The organism is Allomuricauda sp. M10 (genome assembly GCF_020782875.1).
Classification (GTDB): domain Bacteria; phylum Bacteroidota; class Bacteroidia; order Flavobacteriales; family Flavobacteriaceae; genus Flagellimonas.
In genome coordinates, this window is the sequence record NZ_JAJGBN010000001.1 from 924077 (window position 1) to 940801 (window position 16725).

General features: G+C 42.5%; 17 protein-coding genes and 1 pseudogene. 12 read left to right on the forward strand and 6 right to left on the reverse strand.

Translation table 11 applies throughout. The annotated features are described in order from the left end of the window. Positions 1-27 precede the first annotated feature (27 nt). The 3 genes and pseudogenes from LKX84_RS04350 (at position 28) to LKX84_RS04360 (ending at position 5030) form a co-directional block, all read left to right on the forward strand. Positions 28-2421, forward strand: a complete 2394-nt coding sequence (locus tag LKX84_RS04350) for a penicillin acylase family protein (RefSeq protein ID WP_228235887.1) — start codon at positions 28-30, stop codon at positions 2419-2421. A 120-nt stretch (positions 2422-2541) separates the two neighbouring features. Further along, a pseudogene (locus LKX84_RS04355) lies at positions 2542-3375 on the forward strand (YifB family Mg chelatase-like AAA ATPase); the annotation flags it as partial. A 56-nt stretch (positions 3376-3431) separates the two neighbouring features. Next, positions 3432-5030, forward strand: a complete 1599-nt coding sequence (locus tag LKX84_RS04360) for a recombinase family protein (protein WP_228235888.1) — start codon at positions 3432-3434, stop codon at positions 5028-5030. Between the two features lie 475 nt (positions 5031-5505). Here LKX84_RS04360 and LKX84_RS04365 read toward each other — a convergent pair whose 3' ends face one another. From LKX84_RS04365 to LKX84_RS04375, 3 genes are all read right to left on the reverse strand, one after another. After that, positions 5506-6294: a hypothetical protein gene (locus LKX84_RS04365; protein ID WP_228235889.1), complete on the reverse strand. Its 789-nt coding sequence runs from the start codon at positions 6292-6294 to the stop codon at positions 5506-5508. Positions 6295-6370: 76 nt separating this feature from the next. Then, positions 6371-6625, reverse strand: coding sequence for a hypothetical protein (locus LKX84_RS04370; protein ID WP_228235890.1), 255 nt, complete (start codon positions 6623-6625; stop codon positions 6371-6373). Next, positions 6622-7152 (reverse strand): hypothetical protein, encoded by a 531-nt coding sequence (locus LKX84_RS04375; RefSeq protein ID WP_228235891.1) that lies wholly within the window; start codon positions 7150-7152, stop codon positions 6622-6624. The genes LKX84_RS04370 and LKX84_RS04375 overlap by 4 nt, the downstream gene beginning before the upstream one ends. 217 nt (positions 7153-7369) lie before the next feature. On the opposite strand from LKX84_RS04375, the gene LKX84_RS04380 reads away from it, so the two are divergent. From LKX84_RS04380 to LKX84_RS04390, 3 genes are read left to right on the forward strand one after another with little or no spacing between them, the layout of a single operon-like run. Beyond that, complete coding sequence (locus LKX84_RS04380) at positions 7370-8476, forward strand: AbiH family protein (protein ID WP_228235892.1); 1107 nt, start codon at positions 7370-7372, stop codon at positions 8474-8476. Further along, complete coding sequence (locus tag LKX84_RS04385) at positions 8473-9075, forward strand: hypothetical protein (protein WP_228235893.1); 603 nt, start codon at positions 8473-8475, stop codon at positions 9073-9075. The genes LKX84_RS04380 and LKX84_RS04385 overlap by 4 nt, the downstream gene beginning before the upstream one ends. 2 nt (positions 9076-9077) lie before the next feature. Then, positions 9078-9425: a hypothetical protein gene (locus tag LKX84_RS04390; RefSeq protein ID WP_228235894.1), complete on the forward strand. Its 348-nt coding sequence runs from the start codon at positions 9078-9080 to the stop codon at positions 9423-9425. Here the strand turns inward: LKX84_RS04390 and LKX84_RS04395 are convergent. The 3 genes from LKX84_RS04395 to LKX84_RS04405 form a co-directional block, all read right to left on the reverse strand. Next, positions 9409-9786, reverse strand: coding sequence for a LexA family protein (locus LKX84_RS04395; protein WP_228235895.1), 378 nt, complete (start codon positions 9784-9786; stop codon positions 9409-9411). The genes LKX84_RS04390 and LKX84_RS04395 overlap by 17 nt on opposite strands. After that, positions 9758-11023, reverse strand: a complete 1266-nt coding sequence (locus LKX84_RS04400) for a Y-family DNA polymerase (RefSeq protein ID WP_317206457.1) — start codon at positions 11021-11023, stop codon at positions 9758-9760. Before LKX84_RS04400 ends, LKX84_RS04395 begins: the two co-directional genes overlap by 29 nt. 545 nt (positions 11024-11568) lie before the next feature. After that, positions 11569-12084: a helix-turn-helix transcriptional regulator gene (locus LKX84_RS04405; RefSeq protein ID WP_228235896.1), complete on the reverse strand. Its 516-nt coding sequence runs from the start codon at positions 12082-12084 to the stop codon at positions 11569-11571. 262 nt (positions 12085-12346) lie between these two features. Here LKX84_RS04405 and LKX84_RS04410 point away from each other — a divergent pair, with 262 nt between their 5' ends. Genes LKX84_RS04410 through LKX84_RS04435 form a run of 6 tightly spaced genes read left to right on the forward strand, consistent with a single transcriptional unit; the run spans position 12347 to position 16707 of the window. After that, complete coding sequence (locus LKX84_RS04410) at positions 12347-12544, forward strand: hypothetical protein (protein ID WP_228235897.1); 198 nt, start codon at positions 12347-12349, stop codon at positions 12542-12544. Position 12545: 1 nt separating this feature from the next. Next, positions 12546-14537, forward strand: a complete 1992-nt coding sequence (locus LKX84_RS04415) for a hypothetical protein (RefSeq protein WP_228235898.1) — start codon at positions 12546-12548, stop codon at positions 14535-14537. A 12-nt stretch (positions 14538-14549) separates the two neighbouring features. After that, positions 14550-15431, forward strand: coding sequence for an AAA family ATPase (locus tag LKX84_RS04420; protein WP_228235899.1), 882 nt, complete (start codon positions 14550-14552; stop codon positions 15429-15431). A 57-nt stretch (positions 15432-15488) separates the two neighbouring features. After that, positions 15489-16088, forward strand: coding sequence for an ATP-binding protein (locus LKX84_RS04425; protein ID WP_228235900.1), 600 nt, complete (start codon positions 15489-15491; stop codon positions 16086-16088). Between the two features lie 11 nt (positions 16089-16099). After that, positions 16100-16303 carry a hypothetical protein gene (locus LKX84_RS04430; RefSeq protein WP_228235901.1) on the forward strand — a complete coding sequence of 68 codons (204 nt, stop codon included), beginning with the start codon at positions 16100-16102 and terminating at the stop codon, positions 16301-16303. 2 nt (positions 16304-16305) lie between these two features. Then, positions 16306-16707, forward strand: a complete 402-nt coding sequence (locus LKX84_RS04435) for a hypothetical protein (protein ID WP_228235902.1) — start codon at positions 16306-16308, stop codon at positions 16705-16707. Positions 16708-16725 lie beyond the last annotated feature (18 nt).

Sequence of the window (16725 nt, forward strand, 5' to 3'; positions counted from 1 at the left end):
GTGACTAATTGACTTAACCATAACTTCGTGAAAAAGTTAAAAAAGGTACTTCTGATACTTGGGGGACTACTTCTGCTTTTGGCTATTGCCATTGCCATTTTCATCAATTCATTAAAACCGGATTATAGCGGTAAAAAATTATTGGAAGGCCTTCAAAGTGAGGTCAATGTGTATTTTGACGCCTATGGAATCCCCCATATTTATGCCGACAATGAAAAAGACGCCCTCAAAGCTTTGGGTTACGTGCATGCACAGGACAGGCTATGGCAAATGGAGTTGTTGCGAAGGGTTGCCAAGGGCAGAATAGCGGAAGTTTTCGGCAAGGATTTTATCAAGACGGATAAGTTCTTTCTTTCCATGGGTATTGATGACCAATCGGCACAAACGGTGGCCAACCTCGACAAGAATAGTGAGACAGCCATGATGGCCCGGGCCTATTTGGATGGCATCAACGAATTCATCAAAAATGGTCCCACACCCATAGAATTTTATTTGACCGGAATTGACAAGGAACCTTTCTCCATAGAGGATGTGTACAATGCTGTGGGGTATATGGCATTTAGTTTTGCCATGGCCCATAAAACGGACCCACTGCTAACCAGTATGCGGGATAAGTTGGGTGAGGAATACATGAGGGAGCTTGCCATCAATTCCGATACTTCAACCGTTTGGATCAAAAATTATCACGGCATTAGGACAGATTCTTTGGGAACCGATATAACCGCTAGTGTTACTGCGGCCCTTAAAAATTTACCTGTCCCACTTTTTGAGGGCAGTAATAGTTGGGTCGTTTCCCCCGAAAAGACTAAAAATGGTAAAGTCATTTTTGCGAATGACCCCCATATTGGGTTTGCCCAACCTTCGGTTTGGTATGAGGCGCATGTAGTAACACCCACCTATGAAAAATACGGTTACCATTTGGCGGGCGTTCCCTTTCCTTTGTTGGGACACGATAGAAATCTGGCGTATGGACTGACCATGTTCGAGAACGATGATATCGATTTCTATTATGAGGAAACCAATCCTTCGGATTCAACCCAATACAAAACAGTGGACGGTTGGAAAACCTATGAATACGTCACGAAGAACATCAAGGTAAAAGATGGTGAAGACGTCTCTTTTACCTTTAAAAAATCGCAACACGGTCCGATAATGAACGATATTGCCGATCAAATTTCAGGTGAAAGACCTGTTGCCATGTCGTGGATCTATACAAAACCTAAAAATGAAGTCTTGGATGCCTTGTACGGGTTGAGCCATGCCACTAATTTGGAAGAATTCAAGAGTGCCCTTCCCAAAATCCATGCACCAGGGCTTAACGTTATGTACGGTGATGCCAAGGGCAATGTAGGGTGGTGGGCCACGGCCAAATTGTATCAAATGCCGGATAGTGTCTCCACCAAATTTATTTTGGACGGTACTTCGGGCAAGGAGGAGCCATTGCGTTACCTCGACTTTTCAGAAAACCCGAGTGCGGTGAATCCGCCTTGGCATTACGTCTATTCCGCGAACAACCAACCGGATTCCATCTCTGGCATGTTGTATCCCGGTTATTATCTACCAGAGAACAGGGCGAAACGAATCGAGCAGTTGCTGGATGCCAAGGATGATTGGGACAAGGAATCGTTCTCCGAAATGATTTTGGATGTGACCTCTCCAGTGAACACCGATTTGGTAACCGAGTTGATCAAGTTGTTCGATGTGTCTCATTTGACCAAGGAACAATTGGTTTTGGTGGATTCCCTTAAAAATTGGAACGGGGAATACACATTGAACAGCACCAGCCCCACTTTGTACCACCGTAGCGAGTATTTTATGGTGAAAAATACCATGGAAGACGAATTGGGCACGGAAATGTTCAATGCGTTTTTGGATACCCACGTCTTCAAAAGACAGATTGCCTGGGGAGCCAAAATGGATGCTGGGAAATGGTGGGATAACGTGAACACCAAAGATGTGGTGGAAACCCGCAAGGACATCGTCATGAAGTCCTTTGCCGATGCATGGCAATCCTTGGTAGAAGATTTGGGTCCGGATCCAAGCCAGTGGACCTGGGACAAAGTACATACCTTGGAGCATCAGCATCCCTTTGGACAAGTGGAATCCTTGAGAAAATATTTCAATGTGGGGCCATTTCCGGTGGAAGGCACCCGTGAAGTCATCAACAACCTTTCCTTTCCCTACGACAGTACAGGATATTACAAAGTAAGTTCTGGCCCATCCACACGCCGAATCGTGGATTTTTCGGATGTGGAAAACAGCATTAGTATTTTGCCCACAGGTCAATCTGGGAACCCCTTCAGCAAGCATTACAAAGACCAAGCGGAAATGTACGTTCAGGGCAAATTCCGCAAGATGATGATGAACAAACAGGAAATTCAGGAAACTGCGGAATCGGTGCTCACCTTTACCAAAAAGTGAGCTATCCGCTAATTCAAAAAGTACCTGTATCAATCCAAAATAGGGCATTCGTCAATCTGCCCTCTCTTGCCAATTTGTAAAAGTTAATTTTTGGGGACACAAATCTTCAAGAATTTCTGAATGCTCATAAAAGTATATGGCAGTGCCGTTTTTGGCATTGAGGCTACTACCATCGTTGTAGAGGTCAATATTGATAAAGGTGTAGGGTATCATTTGGTCGGACTGCCGGATAACGCCATCAAAGAGAGTAACTTCCGAATAGCGGCAGCCCTCCAAAACAATGGGTATCGCATTCCCGGCAAAAAAATCACCATCAACATGGCCCCTGCCGATTTACGGAAGGAAGGCTCTGCCTATGACCTTACCTTGGCTTTGGGCATCTTGGCTGCTTCGGAACAGATCAGATCCGAAGACATCCACAACTATTTGATTATGGGGGAACTTTCTCTGGACGGCAGCTTGCAGCCCATAAAAGGAGCATTGCCCATCGCCATAAAAGCAAACCATGAAGGGTTTAAAGGATTCATACTTCCGAAGGAAAATGCCAACGAAGCTGCCATTGTGGATGGACTTAAAGTATATGGAGTGGAAAACATCAAAGAAGTAATCGACTTTTTCGATCAAGGAATTCCTTTGGAAGAAACCATTGTGAATACGCGTCAAGAATTCTACGACCATTTGGATCTGCCTGAATTTGATTTTGCCGATGTGAAGGGGCAGGAAAGTATTAAACGCTGTATGGAGATTGCAGCCGCGGGAGGACACAACATTATTTTGATCGGACCGCCTGGAGCGGGGAAGACCATGTTGGCCAAACGATTGCCTTCCATCTTACCACCTATGACCCTGCATGAAGCCTTGGAAACTACCAAAATCCATAGTGTGGTGGGCAAGGTAAAGAATAAGGGTTTGATGAGCCAGCGACCGTTCCGTAGTCCACACCATACAATTAGCAGTTTTATAGTTTATAATGTGCAATATTACTATATTTGGGGCAAATAAACAATTCTATGTTAGGGATTTATTGCCGTATCAGTGTAGACAGGGAAAACGAAAAGAGTATCAAGGAGCAGCAGCTTTTGGGCCAAGAGTTCGCCAAAAAGAACGGGTTCCAGTTCAAGGATTACATAGATAAAGGGATAAGTGGGGGAGGTGATCCAACCAAACGTCCTGCTTTCTCTGAAATGTTGGCCGACATTGAAAGCGGCAAGATAAAGGCACTATTTGTTTGGAACCTTGACAGAACCGCAAGGGAAGAAGCAACGTGGTTCAACTTGGCCAATCTTATCGTTGAGAAGGATATTACACTGTATGAGGATGGTAAACTCTTAGACCTATCTGACCCCTCCACATATTTCACGGCTGGTATAATGTCCCAAATGAACGCCCTTTACCGCCGCACCACCTCCAAGAAAATTAAGGCTGTTCTTGACCGTAACGCCAAAGAGGGAAAGGTACACGGCAGGATTCACCCATTCGGCTATACAAAGGATGAGAACGGTTATCTGGTCATTGATGAGCAAGAGGCCGAGATCGTTAAGAAAGTCTATCAGATGAGCCTTAACGGTATAGGAAGCAGTACCATTCGAAACTGGTTGGTGGAGAACAACATCCCCACCCGTTACAACAAAATGGAAGGCACCCTGACCGTCACCGATAAATATACGGGGGTGAAAAAAACAATCCAGAAAAAGGATATTACCTGGAGCGATAAAACCGTGCAGGATATGCTAAGGAACCCCATATACAAGGGCAAAAGGAAGTGGGGCGAAAAGTTCTATGACTGTCCAGCAATTTTCGATGCCTCCTATTGGCAAAAGGTGAACGACCACCTGCCCAAGAACCGCCTGAACTCAGGAAAGAAAGTTGATCATGAATACCTTTTAAAGGGGCTTCTTATCTGTGGAAAGTGCGGCAGGAACCTGTACGGCAGGAAACGGGCGGACAAAAAGGATAATGTCTATATCTGCTCTTCCCGGAGGTACAAGGAACTTAACTGTGGCAGCAGAGGTATAAACATAGATAAGTTCGAGGCATTTGTTTGGAACAGGTTCTTTAAAGGGGATGAACTCTTGACACTGTTGCAGGAGGAACTGAAAAAGGGCGGGCAGACCAAAAAAATGGACGAGATAAAAAGTAGCATTGAAAAACTGGAGAACCAAAACAGGTCATTGGAAGGGGAGAGGCAAAAGGCCGTTCAACTTGCCATAAAGGGGCTGCTCAAGGAAAGCGATATACAGCCCGAAATGGAAAGGATAGAGAACCAGATCAACAACATAGGGAAACGTATCGACAACCTCAAGGAAGAACTCTCCGATGTTTCCGCCGCCGCAGAAAGAAAAAGCCAGCTACAAACAGATATAAAATCCATAAAGGGCAAAACATCCTTCAACCGTAAAAAGGAACTCATAGACAAGTACATCAAAAACATAAGGGTGTTCTGGTTCGATGATCCCAGGCTCTACCTTTTGGCCGTAAACTTCAACCTGCCCATGCAGAGGGAACAGTACATAGTTACACTTGACAATGCGGGAAGGATAGACGAGTTCATCAACTTTACGGGGACCACCTTGGAAAAAACCTTGATAGAGGGAATCACTTATATGTAGGTCAAATAATATTTGACTTAGTAGGGTTCTTAAAGAGTACCCAAAACATGGATTGGGGGGCTATATAAAAGTAAATATCCTATTTACAATAGGTTTCACATACATTTTCGACTATACCCAACCCCCCAAGCGTTATTTTAGGAACTTCCAACGACATTTTTGAAAACAAACAGAAATTTCTTACATTTATAATCATGCTTTAGAAAACTGGTAATTTACTTTATGCATGTGGCCCCTCAATTACGAGGGGTTTTTTATACCAAATAGGTTCTTATATGAAACAATATGTTTTTAGGCAGTCGGCAGGGTAGCAAGGCTGCCTTTTTTTGTAGGTTTCACCCTTGAACCATAAAATTTATTATGTAAAATAGAAACCTAAACTACTGTTTACCAGTGTAGAATGATTGGGGTAGGAGGACCAATGTGAAGGAATGATGTTAAAATCGGGGATCTGGTTACAGATTGGAAGGTTGGATTAGTAATATTCAGGGGGGTAAATTTTATTATAAAGATTTTGAGATTTTAAAACCTGATTTGTAGATTTAATTTGAGAGGGGGATTGTTTAGCAAACATATTCATTCCGTTCTTTGGCATATCCAATATGTCATAAGTTTGTTCTCTGTATATTTTTTTGGTTACATCATCACGGTATATAATCGCAGTTACTAGTACAAGTTTTTTATTATTCTGAGACAATAAATTTTTATCAAAAGCTCCGGTATGAACAGTAAAGCCAATACCGTTGGCAATTTGAAAACTTGTTAGATTATCGTCTATAGCAGAATCATTTAAAAAAATAGCTAGGTTCTTCCAAGATTCATCAGTCAAGAAAAAAATAACATCTGAATAAAGCAAAGTCGCCTTTCTACCACTATTGAGATACTTGCCTTGTATCCTTACTTTTGAGCTATCCTGATCATAGTCTACAATCCTCAAATCACCAAATGTCATCTCGGCACGTTTTGACTCAAAATCCAGACTGTCCAATCTTATCAACTCTTTTGACTTGCCAATTGCTTCATCCAATAAATCCACTTGGCCCTCAATATCAGTTTTTACATCACCTAATACGCTATCAACTTTTCCTATTTGTACGGCAGCACTTTCAATTGTCTTCAGTGAGTTTTTTGCGGTTTCTATCAAGTCGCTGTTATCTTTCCAGGCATTGTAAATATTTATGATATTTAAAAATAAGATAAGCCCCGCCACACCAAATTGGAGTATTTTTTTCAACGGTTGTTTTAGGTCGAGGATTTTTGGCATGAAATCCTTTAAAATGAGAAAGGAAGTTAGGAATGCTAAAACTATTGATACGGTCATTGGGTTTCAATTTTTTACCTCAATAATAACTAGTACCAAACAAGGTTTCCCACAACAATAGAATAACATAACCAACAACGTTGAGGGCTATTATAACTATCCCTATAATCAACATGACACGGAAATCCTTCTGCATCTTGGATTGGGTGGCCGCTTGTTGTTGTTGAAGATATAGGCTTGCCTTGGCCAGTTCTTCCATGGTGGCATCTTTGTACTGCTCATCGAACAGTTTCTTTTGTTTGACCTCGGAAAGGTAATTTTCGGTCTTGCTCATTGTTTAGGCCAAATAGAGCTTCTGATTTCAATCCCTGATTTATCAAAATAATTGTCGAACCAATTTTCTATTCCATAGGCAATTGAAGAAAATGTTTTAATTAATTCATAATACTTTTTGGGAACTGTAATTATTCCTTTCTCATCATTATCGGGAAATGGAATTGGACAACTTTTGTCTACTACACAATATAGAGTTCTAAAAACCAATGCGTTGTTATAGAAGATGTCTAGAAAATGTTGTATCCCAGGTTCTCCGTATTCACTAGTGGCCCAAGGTCTATCAACTTTATCATCTTCATCCCCAATATTGATTCCCCATGCCATAGTAATCGATAAATCATGTTTAAATGACGCTACATTAGAATGTTCCCGATGTAGTAATATATTATCCATTCCATTGTATTTATCATAGAATGAAAATTGATCTCGATAAGATGGGCCAGAGCCATAACCCCAACATGCAATTTTATACCAATCCTTTGATGAAGAATTGATAAATGTATCTAGTAATTCGTCAAGTGTCATATAATGTTATTTAGAAATTTAGAGGGGAAGTCCAATAAATATAATAGATCCCCAGCAAACTCCGTTGCACGAAGACCCTAGTTTGTGTAGGTTTTTTTCCATTGCCTTTCAATGATTTTTACCCAACTGTTTATAAAAGTGTTCAGAACCTCCATAAAATTGCTATAATGCAATTTGATATTCATTATATCTTGCTGAATTGAAATGATTTAAGATAATGGAAGAGGGTCAACAAAAATATGGATACAACAGGATTGTGATAGTCGGCAACGGTATGGATTTGGCAATGGGATTGAAATCTAGTTATTCAGATTTTCTAGCCAATTATTTATTTAACTGTGCTGAACAAGCACAGCAAGGAAGTTATCAGGATATGTTGTTCAAGATTGATTGGGTTCCAAAATTGTATCCAACAGAAGCGAATTCACTTTCCTCGATGCAGGATTGGAATGAACTCCTAAAGCATAATACATATTGGAATTATAAATATTTGGGTTTTCTGGAGAATGTAATGAACAATCTTTCAATTGAAAACTGGGTTGATGTCGAATCACTTTACTTCGATACAATGATACCAATGATTGATAATGTAAAAAAGGGAAAATTAAACAGTAGAAATTATCAACATATAACAACCTTGAACGATTCATTTAGGGAATTGACCAGATTACTGGACATCTACATTAAGAAAATTGATAATGTACAATTTTTTGAAAATACAGCATTCCAATATTTTCTGGAAGGTTGTTTTGAGAAACAAATTTTAAAAGAAGTATGTCTTAATCATCCTGACCATATTGGTTATGATAATCTACCTGACCCAAGAAATGTAATGTTTCTCAATTTCAATTATACTAGTACACTTACCAAATTATTGAATTATGTTGGTAAGAGAAATCGCCAAACAATCAATATCCATGGTGTTGCTGGGAATATTGCCAACCCAATAATTTTTGGTTATGGAGATGATACCCACCCTTATTATGCCAGAATAGAGGAGGAACGCTCTGATGTGCCCTTGGAATTCATAAAATCATTTTACTATAACCGAACGACTGCCTATCATAAGATGTTGGGGTTTATGGATTCAGGCCCATATGAAGTTTATATTGTAGGTCATTCTTGTGGTCTGTCCGATAGGACATTGTTGAAATCAATCTTTGAGCATAAGGATTGTATTTCAATCAAAATTTTCCATCGAGGTACGATAGATGAACACATCAGAAAGAACATGGCAATTTCACGGCACTTTGACGATAAGCAATTATTGAGAAAAAGAGTACTTCCATTTGATCAACATGCAATAATACCTCAAGCTATATGAACAGTGTTTACTTAAAAGCGATGGAAATTGGATATTCCCACCCATATGGAATAAAATATTTCGACTTGAAGAAAAAAATAGAGGAGGAGACCAACATTGTGTTTAATCCTACCATGGAGCCCACTTTTATGAAATGGGTAGGTGATTATTTTGATTCAACTTACTACTCAAAGGAAGATTTGAACCAAGACATTGAATATTCCATTTCGTTTTTCAGGGATGTTCTAAAGGTTAACAAAAAATATGAACAGGCATATAATTCCTTTTCATTTAGGGCTTGGGTAATCAAGGGGGAGACGGTCAAACATTATCTTGATTATTTAGAACTACAAGAATCCCGCAAAACTGCCATTGAAGCTAAAAGGCAGGCGAATGTTTCGACTTGGTTGGCCTTGGGTGCAATTATTATAAGTATTGTGTTGGGATTGGTTTCCTTGTTATATACGCAAGATGTCAGGATTGTTGAGAACAATCCAAGAGTGGAGCAACTGGAAAAGGAGAACGTCCGGTTAAAGGATGAACTTTATAAGGCCGAATTGATGCTGGATGCCTATGAGTCCGATACTTTGAAAAATATTAAGCCGGTGAAAAGAATTTAATCATGTCAAAACCTATAATTCCAATTAAAATGGCTATAGAATCTATTGGGAAGGACAAGCTTAAACTAATGGGTTTATCTTTTTCAAAAGATAATGCCCAAAAGGTAATAGATGTTTGTCTAGACATCAAAAATAAAATAGCTGGTTTGAATCTTGTGGACGATCATGATGTTTATCTCTTGAATAAATATTTGAATCAATTCATTGATGATTTTGCCGATTTAATTTCGGATGATGTTGAGCTTGATGATACCCCTAAATATTGGGAGGAAACCATCAAAAGATTAAAAGATGACATTGAATCATTTTTACTTTGCCTAAAATCAAAAAAAATCAACTTATCCGTTTGACAGCATAGGTAACAACCCCCCAAACAAACAGCTCCGAACCCTCATTTACTTCTATGGTCCTGCTGCCCACCAACTGTACCCTGTCACCTTTTTTAACTACGCGCTTCACCGTAAACTCATTATCTACGTAGCATACGGCCACACAGCCATTGAACGGCTCTATGCTACGGTCCACTATAAGAAGGTCACCATCACTAATCCCGTCCTGCTCCATGCTATGGCCGTTTGCCCTGACAAAGAAAGTTGCCTCCCTGTCCTTGATGAGGTTTTCGTCAAGGGAGATCCGCAGCTCCGTGAAATCCTCCGCTGGGGAGGGAAAGCCACAGTTTATACTAGGAAGTTGCTTTGATAATATCTTCAATCCTTGTGGTGTAATTAGGTGATAGGTGGTTGCGGTTCATTTTCCACTTCCTTTTGAGGTCCATCCCCCCGAACCTTACTAGGTCGTGACCGTTCATTATGTTCAATCTATCAATGGCCTTCATCAGTGGCCCCTGTCTGTGGTCAAGTGGAAGGAACATGTTGAGCTGCCTTTGCGTGTCGGGGCTTATGCCCATGACTATGACCCCAGCCTTTTTGTATTTGTAGCCCTTCCTGTAGATCCTGTCCAGCCCTATGATTGCCGCCTTGGTCAGGTGGATGGTGGAACTGGTGGGATAGGGGAGCCTTACCGATATACTGTTGTAATATTGGGGTAGATCCTCCCTGAAGGGGTTGGAACTCACGAACACATTGACCAGTTCGCAGTTGCTTTTCTGGTTCCTGAGTTTTCGCCCACAGACGGAGGCAAAGGTGCTGACCCTCTCCCTTAGCTGTTCTAGGTCGGTATACATCTCATCAAAGGAACGGGTGCAGGCTATGGCCTTTTTTTCCTTAGCCTCTTCCGGCTGTATAGTTTCCCTCCCTTCAAGGTCACGTTTCAGCCTTAATCCCACCACGCTCATCCTGTCCCTGACAAACTCATTGGGAAGGTTGGTGAAGTCCAGGGCGGTGTTGACCTTGTTCTCCCTCAACATCCTTGCATATTGCCTGCCAATGCCCCAAACATCCTCTATCTGTAGCCATTTCAATGCTTTTACACGTTTGCCCTCGTTCTCCATGGTATAGACCCCACCCGTCTGTTCAGGGTACTTTTTGGCTATTCGGTTCGCCAGTTTTGCCAGTGCCTTGGTGGGGGCGAAGCCCAAGCTGATAGGAAGCCCTGTTGAGCGTTCCACGGCCCTCTTGATGTCCAGCCCATATTTTTGGAGATCGTACCGCTCAAAGCCCCTGAACCTTAAAAACGCTTCATCTATGCTATACACTTCTATATCGGGGCTGAACCTTGACAGTATGGCCATGACACGGGCGGACATATCACCATAAAGGGCATAGTTGCTCGATACTACTTTTACATTGTGTTTTTTAAAAAGTTCCTTGTGGTGGAAGTATGGTGCGCCCATGGCAACACCCAAGGCCTTGGCCTCATTCGAGCGGGCAATAACGCAACCATCATTGTTTGAGAGAACCACTACTGGTCTGCCATTTAGGGAAGGGTCAAAAACCCTTTCACATAGGGCTAAGAAATCAAATAATACATCATAAATAAGTTCAAAAATCGTTCAAATCCTGCATTATATCTGGGCTTGTGTGCATTTTGCGCTGTCACCCCAACTTCAAACGAATTATACATAAACTACAATCGGACACCATCCGACTACAATTCTTCAAAAAGGTTTTACCATATCTTTTCCACACAACACTATGAATACCTAACAAACGGTGTAAAACCACTATTTAAAAGGGTTTTAATAGGTGTCTGGATGTTTCTGATTCAGCGGAATGATTGCCGGATAATAGGCTAAAATCGTAGAAATGAAATGGCCTAAAAATGCCTATTTTTTAGTTGGGGTTAGGGTTGGGGTTAGAGTTGGGGTTAGAAAAAACCGATTTCAGAACACTTATAAATGCCCTTTTTCGGACAATCAATGTTAAAATTTACATGAAAACGGGGGTGATTGCACCAAAATGAAGTTATAATTTACGCCTATACTGCACCTAAATGCACTATAAATACGTTATAATATGATGTAAACAACTGAAATTCAAGTAAAAACAAGATTCTTTAACATTTAAACGCACTTTTAGAAGTGTACAATCCGTTTTACTTCATGGCATTGATACGTACACTGGCCTTGACCATGGCCAAGGCTCTGATCCTATCCTTACGGACATCCCTTGGCTGATGATGGGCGTTCTGACTTACAAGTTTGATATAGTCGTCACCTATCTCACTTTTCTGGATATACTTTACGCTTATATATTCATCACCATCAACATCAATAGCCACCAGATACATTTCACCCCAAAAGAGACCATCATCTACATTGTGTACCTGTTTGTAAACAACGATGTCGCCCGACTTCAGTAATGGATACATACTATCACCGGTCACGAACACCGCCCCATCACATTTTGGGAGGTTTGGAATGCTTAAAAAGTCTATAGGCTTGTTTTCGTCATAGTGTTGAAAAAGTTCGACCAATCCCGCAGCAGCCTCTAAATTGTATAGTGGAATTGCTTGTAATTCGTGTGTATTGTCAGTCCTTAAAAGATATTTTCCTGTTGGTTCATGTAGTAATTCATCGGAACTTTTTAACACTTCACCCTTTCCTGTCATTAACCATTCGATGTTTAAATCGGGATAATTTTCAACTATTTTTTCAAGGACATTGGAACCAATATTCTTCCCATGTTTAACGGCTCTTGAAATACTACCCCTGCTAGCGTTAACGCTATTTTCTAGCTGGTAATAGCTTATGTTTTTTAACTGTAAAAATTCATCTAACCGTTGAAGAATCATAATTTTTTTGATTGAAAATTTGCATACATTGAAAATTATCAAGTATATTCGCTTTAGATAAATGAAAATACAAAATGATATGATACCAGAATTCACACAGGCAGAAAAAGACCTTTTGAAAGGCAAGGTATCGGCCATTGCAAGGAAATACGGCTGTAGTCACACCTACATAAACTTGATGTTGAACGGTGAGATTGAACTGAAGACTAATAAATCTAAGAAAATCCACCAAGGGGTCAGGGAAACCATTGAATTTTTTCAACCAGTAGCTCAATAGCATGTACGAAACCTACCAAAATAGACTGGCCATCCCTGCTGCGATTCTATACGACGACTTGAACTTGTTGACGTACACTAATTACAAGCAGTATTGTTATACCGGAAAAATTAAGAAAATAAGAACGGGAGGAAACGGAAGACAGGCGTTGATTGAGTTCGCCAGTTTGCCCCAGATGTTCAGGGAGGCCGTTAAGAACGCATTCGGTGATCCGTACAGCCAAGACGATGTAAAGCGTTTCACCGACCGATTGGAGAACAACGTAGAGGCTTCTAGGTTCTTCGAGGATTACACCGATGACGATGGCCGTGGCCTGTTGCCCGAACGCATTTCCCAATACTACGCAGAGGCCCAGATACTGGAACTGTACGACAAGCTTGTGTACGACATCAAGGTGAAGCAGCACAACGGTATGCGCATCAAGATGGGTCCAGCCAAAAAAGAAATCTGTGAGGTCATCCAAAAGGTCGGTTCGATGACCCGGCCCAACTCCACTATAAGACCATATCCGCACAACCTGCCCAAGAACTACAGGGCATTGGACAACAAACTTAAGAAGTACAAGGAAGAAGGTTTCGGTTCATTGATCCACAGTGCAATCGGGAACACGAACAGCCAAAAGATAAAGGGCGAGGTCGCCGAATGGATTCTGGCCTTCTACATGCTCCCCAACAAACCTGTTATTCCTGTACTTCACACCGAATACATGAGGGAAAGGACATCTAGGGGATGGCCCGTACTTTCGGAATCCGCTATAAGCAAATGGTTGTCCCAGCCCAAGCAGGAAAAGGTATGGCATTTGAGCCGACACGGCCTTGCCTCATGGCGTAACAAGTTCGGCCATAAGCTTAAGCGTGACAAGTCGCTTTGGTTCCCCAATTGCTATTGGGCCATCGATGGAACCAAATTGGATTGGGTTCACTTCAAGGACGACAGCAACGGCATGGGTGCCAATATCAAGATAGATGTGGTATTTGATGTCCACAGTGAAAAGATAATCGGTTACAGCTTCAGTGAGAGCGAGACGCACGCCGACCACTTCACCGCCCTTAAGATGGCGGCCAATAACACGGGAAGACACCCATACCTTTTGACCTATGACGGCCAATCTGGCCACACCACAAGCGTCATGCAGGAACTTTACGACAATCTGGTGGCCCGTGATGGTGGAACCCATTACAAGCACGCAGCCCGTCAGCACGGAAGCCCCGTGGAACAACTTTTCTCACGGTTCCAACAGCAGGTATTGAACACCAAATGGTTTTCGGACAAGCAAGGTGTAAGGACCAAAAAGCCGGACAGTAGGCCGAACATTGATTTTATCACGGAGTACAAGCACCTATTGAGGAAACTCCCCAACCTACAGGCCGCCTTTGAACAGTGCGTGGACGAATGGAACAATGCAAAACATCCAAAGTTCCCGGAATCACGGAACGATGTTGCGGAGAACCACCCGCAGCCATACAGTGAGGAAATCAGCATGGGAAGGATGATGGAAATGTTCTGGGTCACCACCAAGGAGGCAAGGAACTACGATACGGATGGCATCAAGCCCATCATCAGCGGCACACAGTACCACTTCGAGGTATATGATGTAGATGGCGAAGTGGACATCGATTTCAGGGACAGATACACCCACTGCAAGTTCTTCGTGCAGTACGACCCCAGCCAAATGGACAACTATGTCCGACTCCACTTGGAACTTCCCAACGGAAACCGACAGTTCATCGCTGATGCACAGCCCAAGCGAATGACAGAGACCATACCCTTCCTGTCCACCCCGGAAAAGACCGCCCGGATGAGGAAAGACCTTAAGGTCAGGGAAACCGAACTGGAAAGGACAAGGAAAAGGATACGGGAGATACAGAACAATACCGGAATTACCCCTGAAGCCCTTATAGAGCAACAGGAACTTGAAATAAAGATGGGTGGAAGCCTACCTAAAGAAAGGCGCAGTGAAATTGAGGCACTGGATTTCCTCAACAGAATGTAATACCGTAAGAAAATGAATATGTCAGTACAACAAATGCACCGTGTTGCCGCAGAGGTCAGAAGGCTTGCAAACAAAACTTCACAGGTAAAGGTGGCCAACCAAGCAGGTGTGTCGACAGCTGTCATCAGCCAGATCGTGAACAACAAATGGGCCACCATCAGCAGTGATATGTTCAGGGCCATAGAAGTGAACCTGAAACTGGATTTTTCTTGGAAGTCCGCAGAGATAAAAAACTACCAAATCCTATACCTGTTGTTGTCCAATGCCCAGAATAACGGGATCAGCATCGCCATAAGTGAACAGGCCGGACGTGGCAAGACCCATACTTACCGGAAATACATGAACGACAACGATAACGTCATCCATTTGGAATGTGCCAATTCATGGAGCAAGAAAAGCTATTTAAAGCATCTTTTGGCCGCCGCCGGGATGTCGCAACAGGGAACTACGGAGGATATGGTGGAACGCTTCGTGAAGAAGCTTAAAACGATGAACAGGCCACTTATAATCATTGACCAGTTCGACAAGCTTAGGGATTCCCAGATGGATTTGTTCATGGACTTCTACAATGAACTTGACGGGTATTGTGGTTTCGTTCTAAGCGGTGTCCGGGCCTTGGAAAAAAGGGTGATGAACGGTGTCAATAGGGACAAGATTGGATATGCGGAACTATACAGCCGTATCGGGAGGAAGTTCATCCGTCTGGAACCTGTATCAAAACCAGATGTGAAGAGGATATGCGTGGCCAACGGCATATTGGAACCCGACCTTATCGATTACATATACGGCAATTCGGACGGCGATCTGAGACGTGTAAAAAGGGACATTGAGATTTACCAACAAAAGAACGCAGTAAACCTAGAGGTGACCGATCACGAAGAGGTAGTGGCATAACGCATAACGTAGGACACTATGCGAAAAATGAAACGCAGGGCCATAAGCCCGCAGAAAATGAAAAACAGGAAAGTGGAGACCATACCATTGACAGGAGACTTCAAAAAGCTTATAGGTAGCCCGGAATGTAGGGGCAGTTGGTTCCTTATGGGGGATTCCGGTATGGGTAAATCCACTTTTCTGATGCAACTGGCCAAAGAGTTGACCAAGTACCATAAAGTCGATTACAACGCACTGGAAGAAGAGGACAGGGGCAGTATGGGCGAATTGATGGCCGAAAATAGGATGACCGAATGCCGTAAAGGGTCTTTCATGCTATTGACAGGGTGGCCCATTGAGGATCACGTCGAAAGGCTTCGCCAGAAAAGAAGTGCCAGGATCGTGATTTTCGATTCCGTCCAGTACCTGAAGATGACCATTTCGGACTATAAGGCACTATTGGCCGAATTCCATAACAAGCTGTTCATTTTCAACAGCCACGCCGAAGGAAGGCAGCCTGTAGGTGCATTGGCCAAAAAAATACGGTTCGATGCGGACGTGAAACTGTTCGCCGAAGGCTTCAAGGTGACCGGAAGGAGCCGAATGAGCCGTGGAAAACTTCCCGATGACTACATCGTTTGGCAGGAAGGTGCTGACAAGTATTGGAACAAGATTTAAAGTAAAACAACATGGCAAAAACATTGGAAAAAATCAACAACAGAACGATCAGGGAATTTAAGTCAGGTTCCGAAGTGAGGGAATGGATCAATGAAATGGAACCGGGACTGAACATTAAGACCATGAATGCATGCAAGATTTACCAAATCTTGGAGCAGGTGAAATATGGGGTTACCTCCATGGAAGAAGCTGAAGAACAAATCAAAAAACTGTAGCGATGACAGTGGACAGGAAAATACTGATGGTACTAGGGTACGATGCTGCCCAGATGGAGAACCGCATCATGGAGGACTGGATGCGATGGTGCCAATCCAACAGCTATAGCATTTCAGTCGTACAGACCATGCACAACGGGTTTCTGGAATTTAGGAAACGTGATGACAAAGACCTTCAGAACCTCATGGCCGATGCCTCGCTTTTCAGGTTCTGGATGGATGTGTATCTGGACTGTCTCTTGGACTTTGTTGACTTCGTTCAAGGCATGAACCCCAGTCCGACCCATGAGGAAGCAAGGCAGATACTTAACAGGTCGGTAATCGACACGCACCGCCTTTTCAGCAAGCAGCTGTTGAACAATGCACGATCCAAAAAAATAGACCTATGTGCCAAGCAGAACTGATACAGCGGCACGCATCGG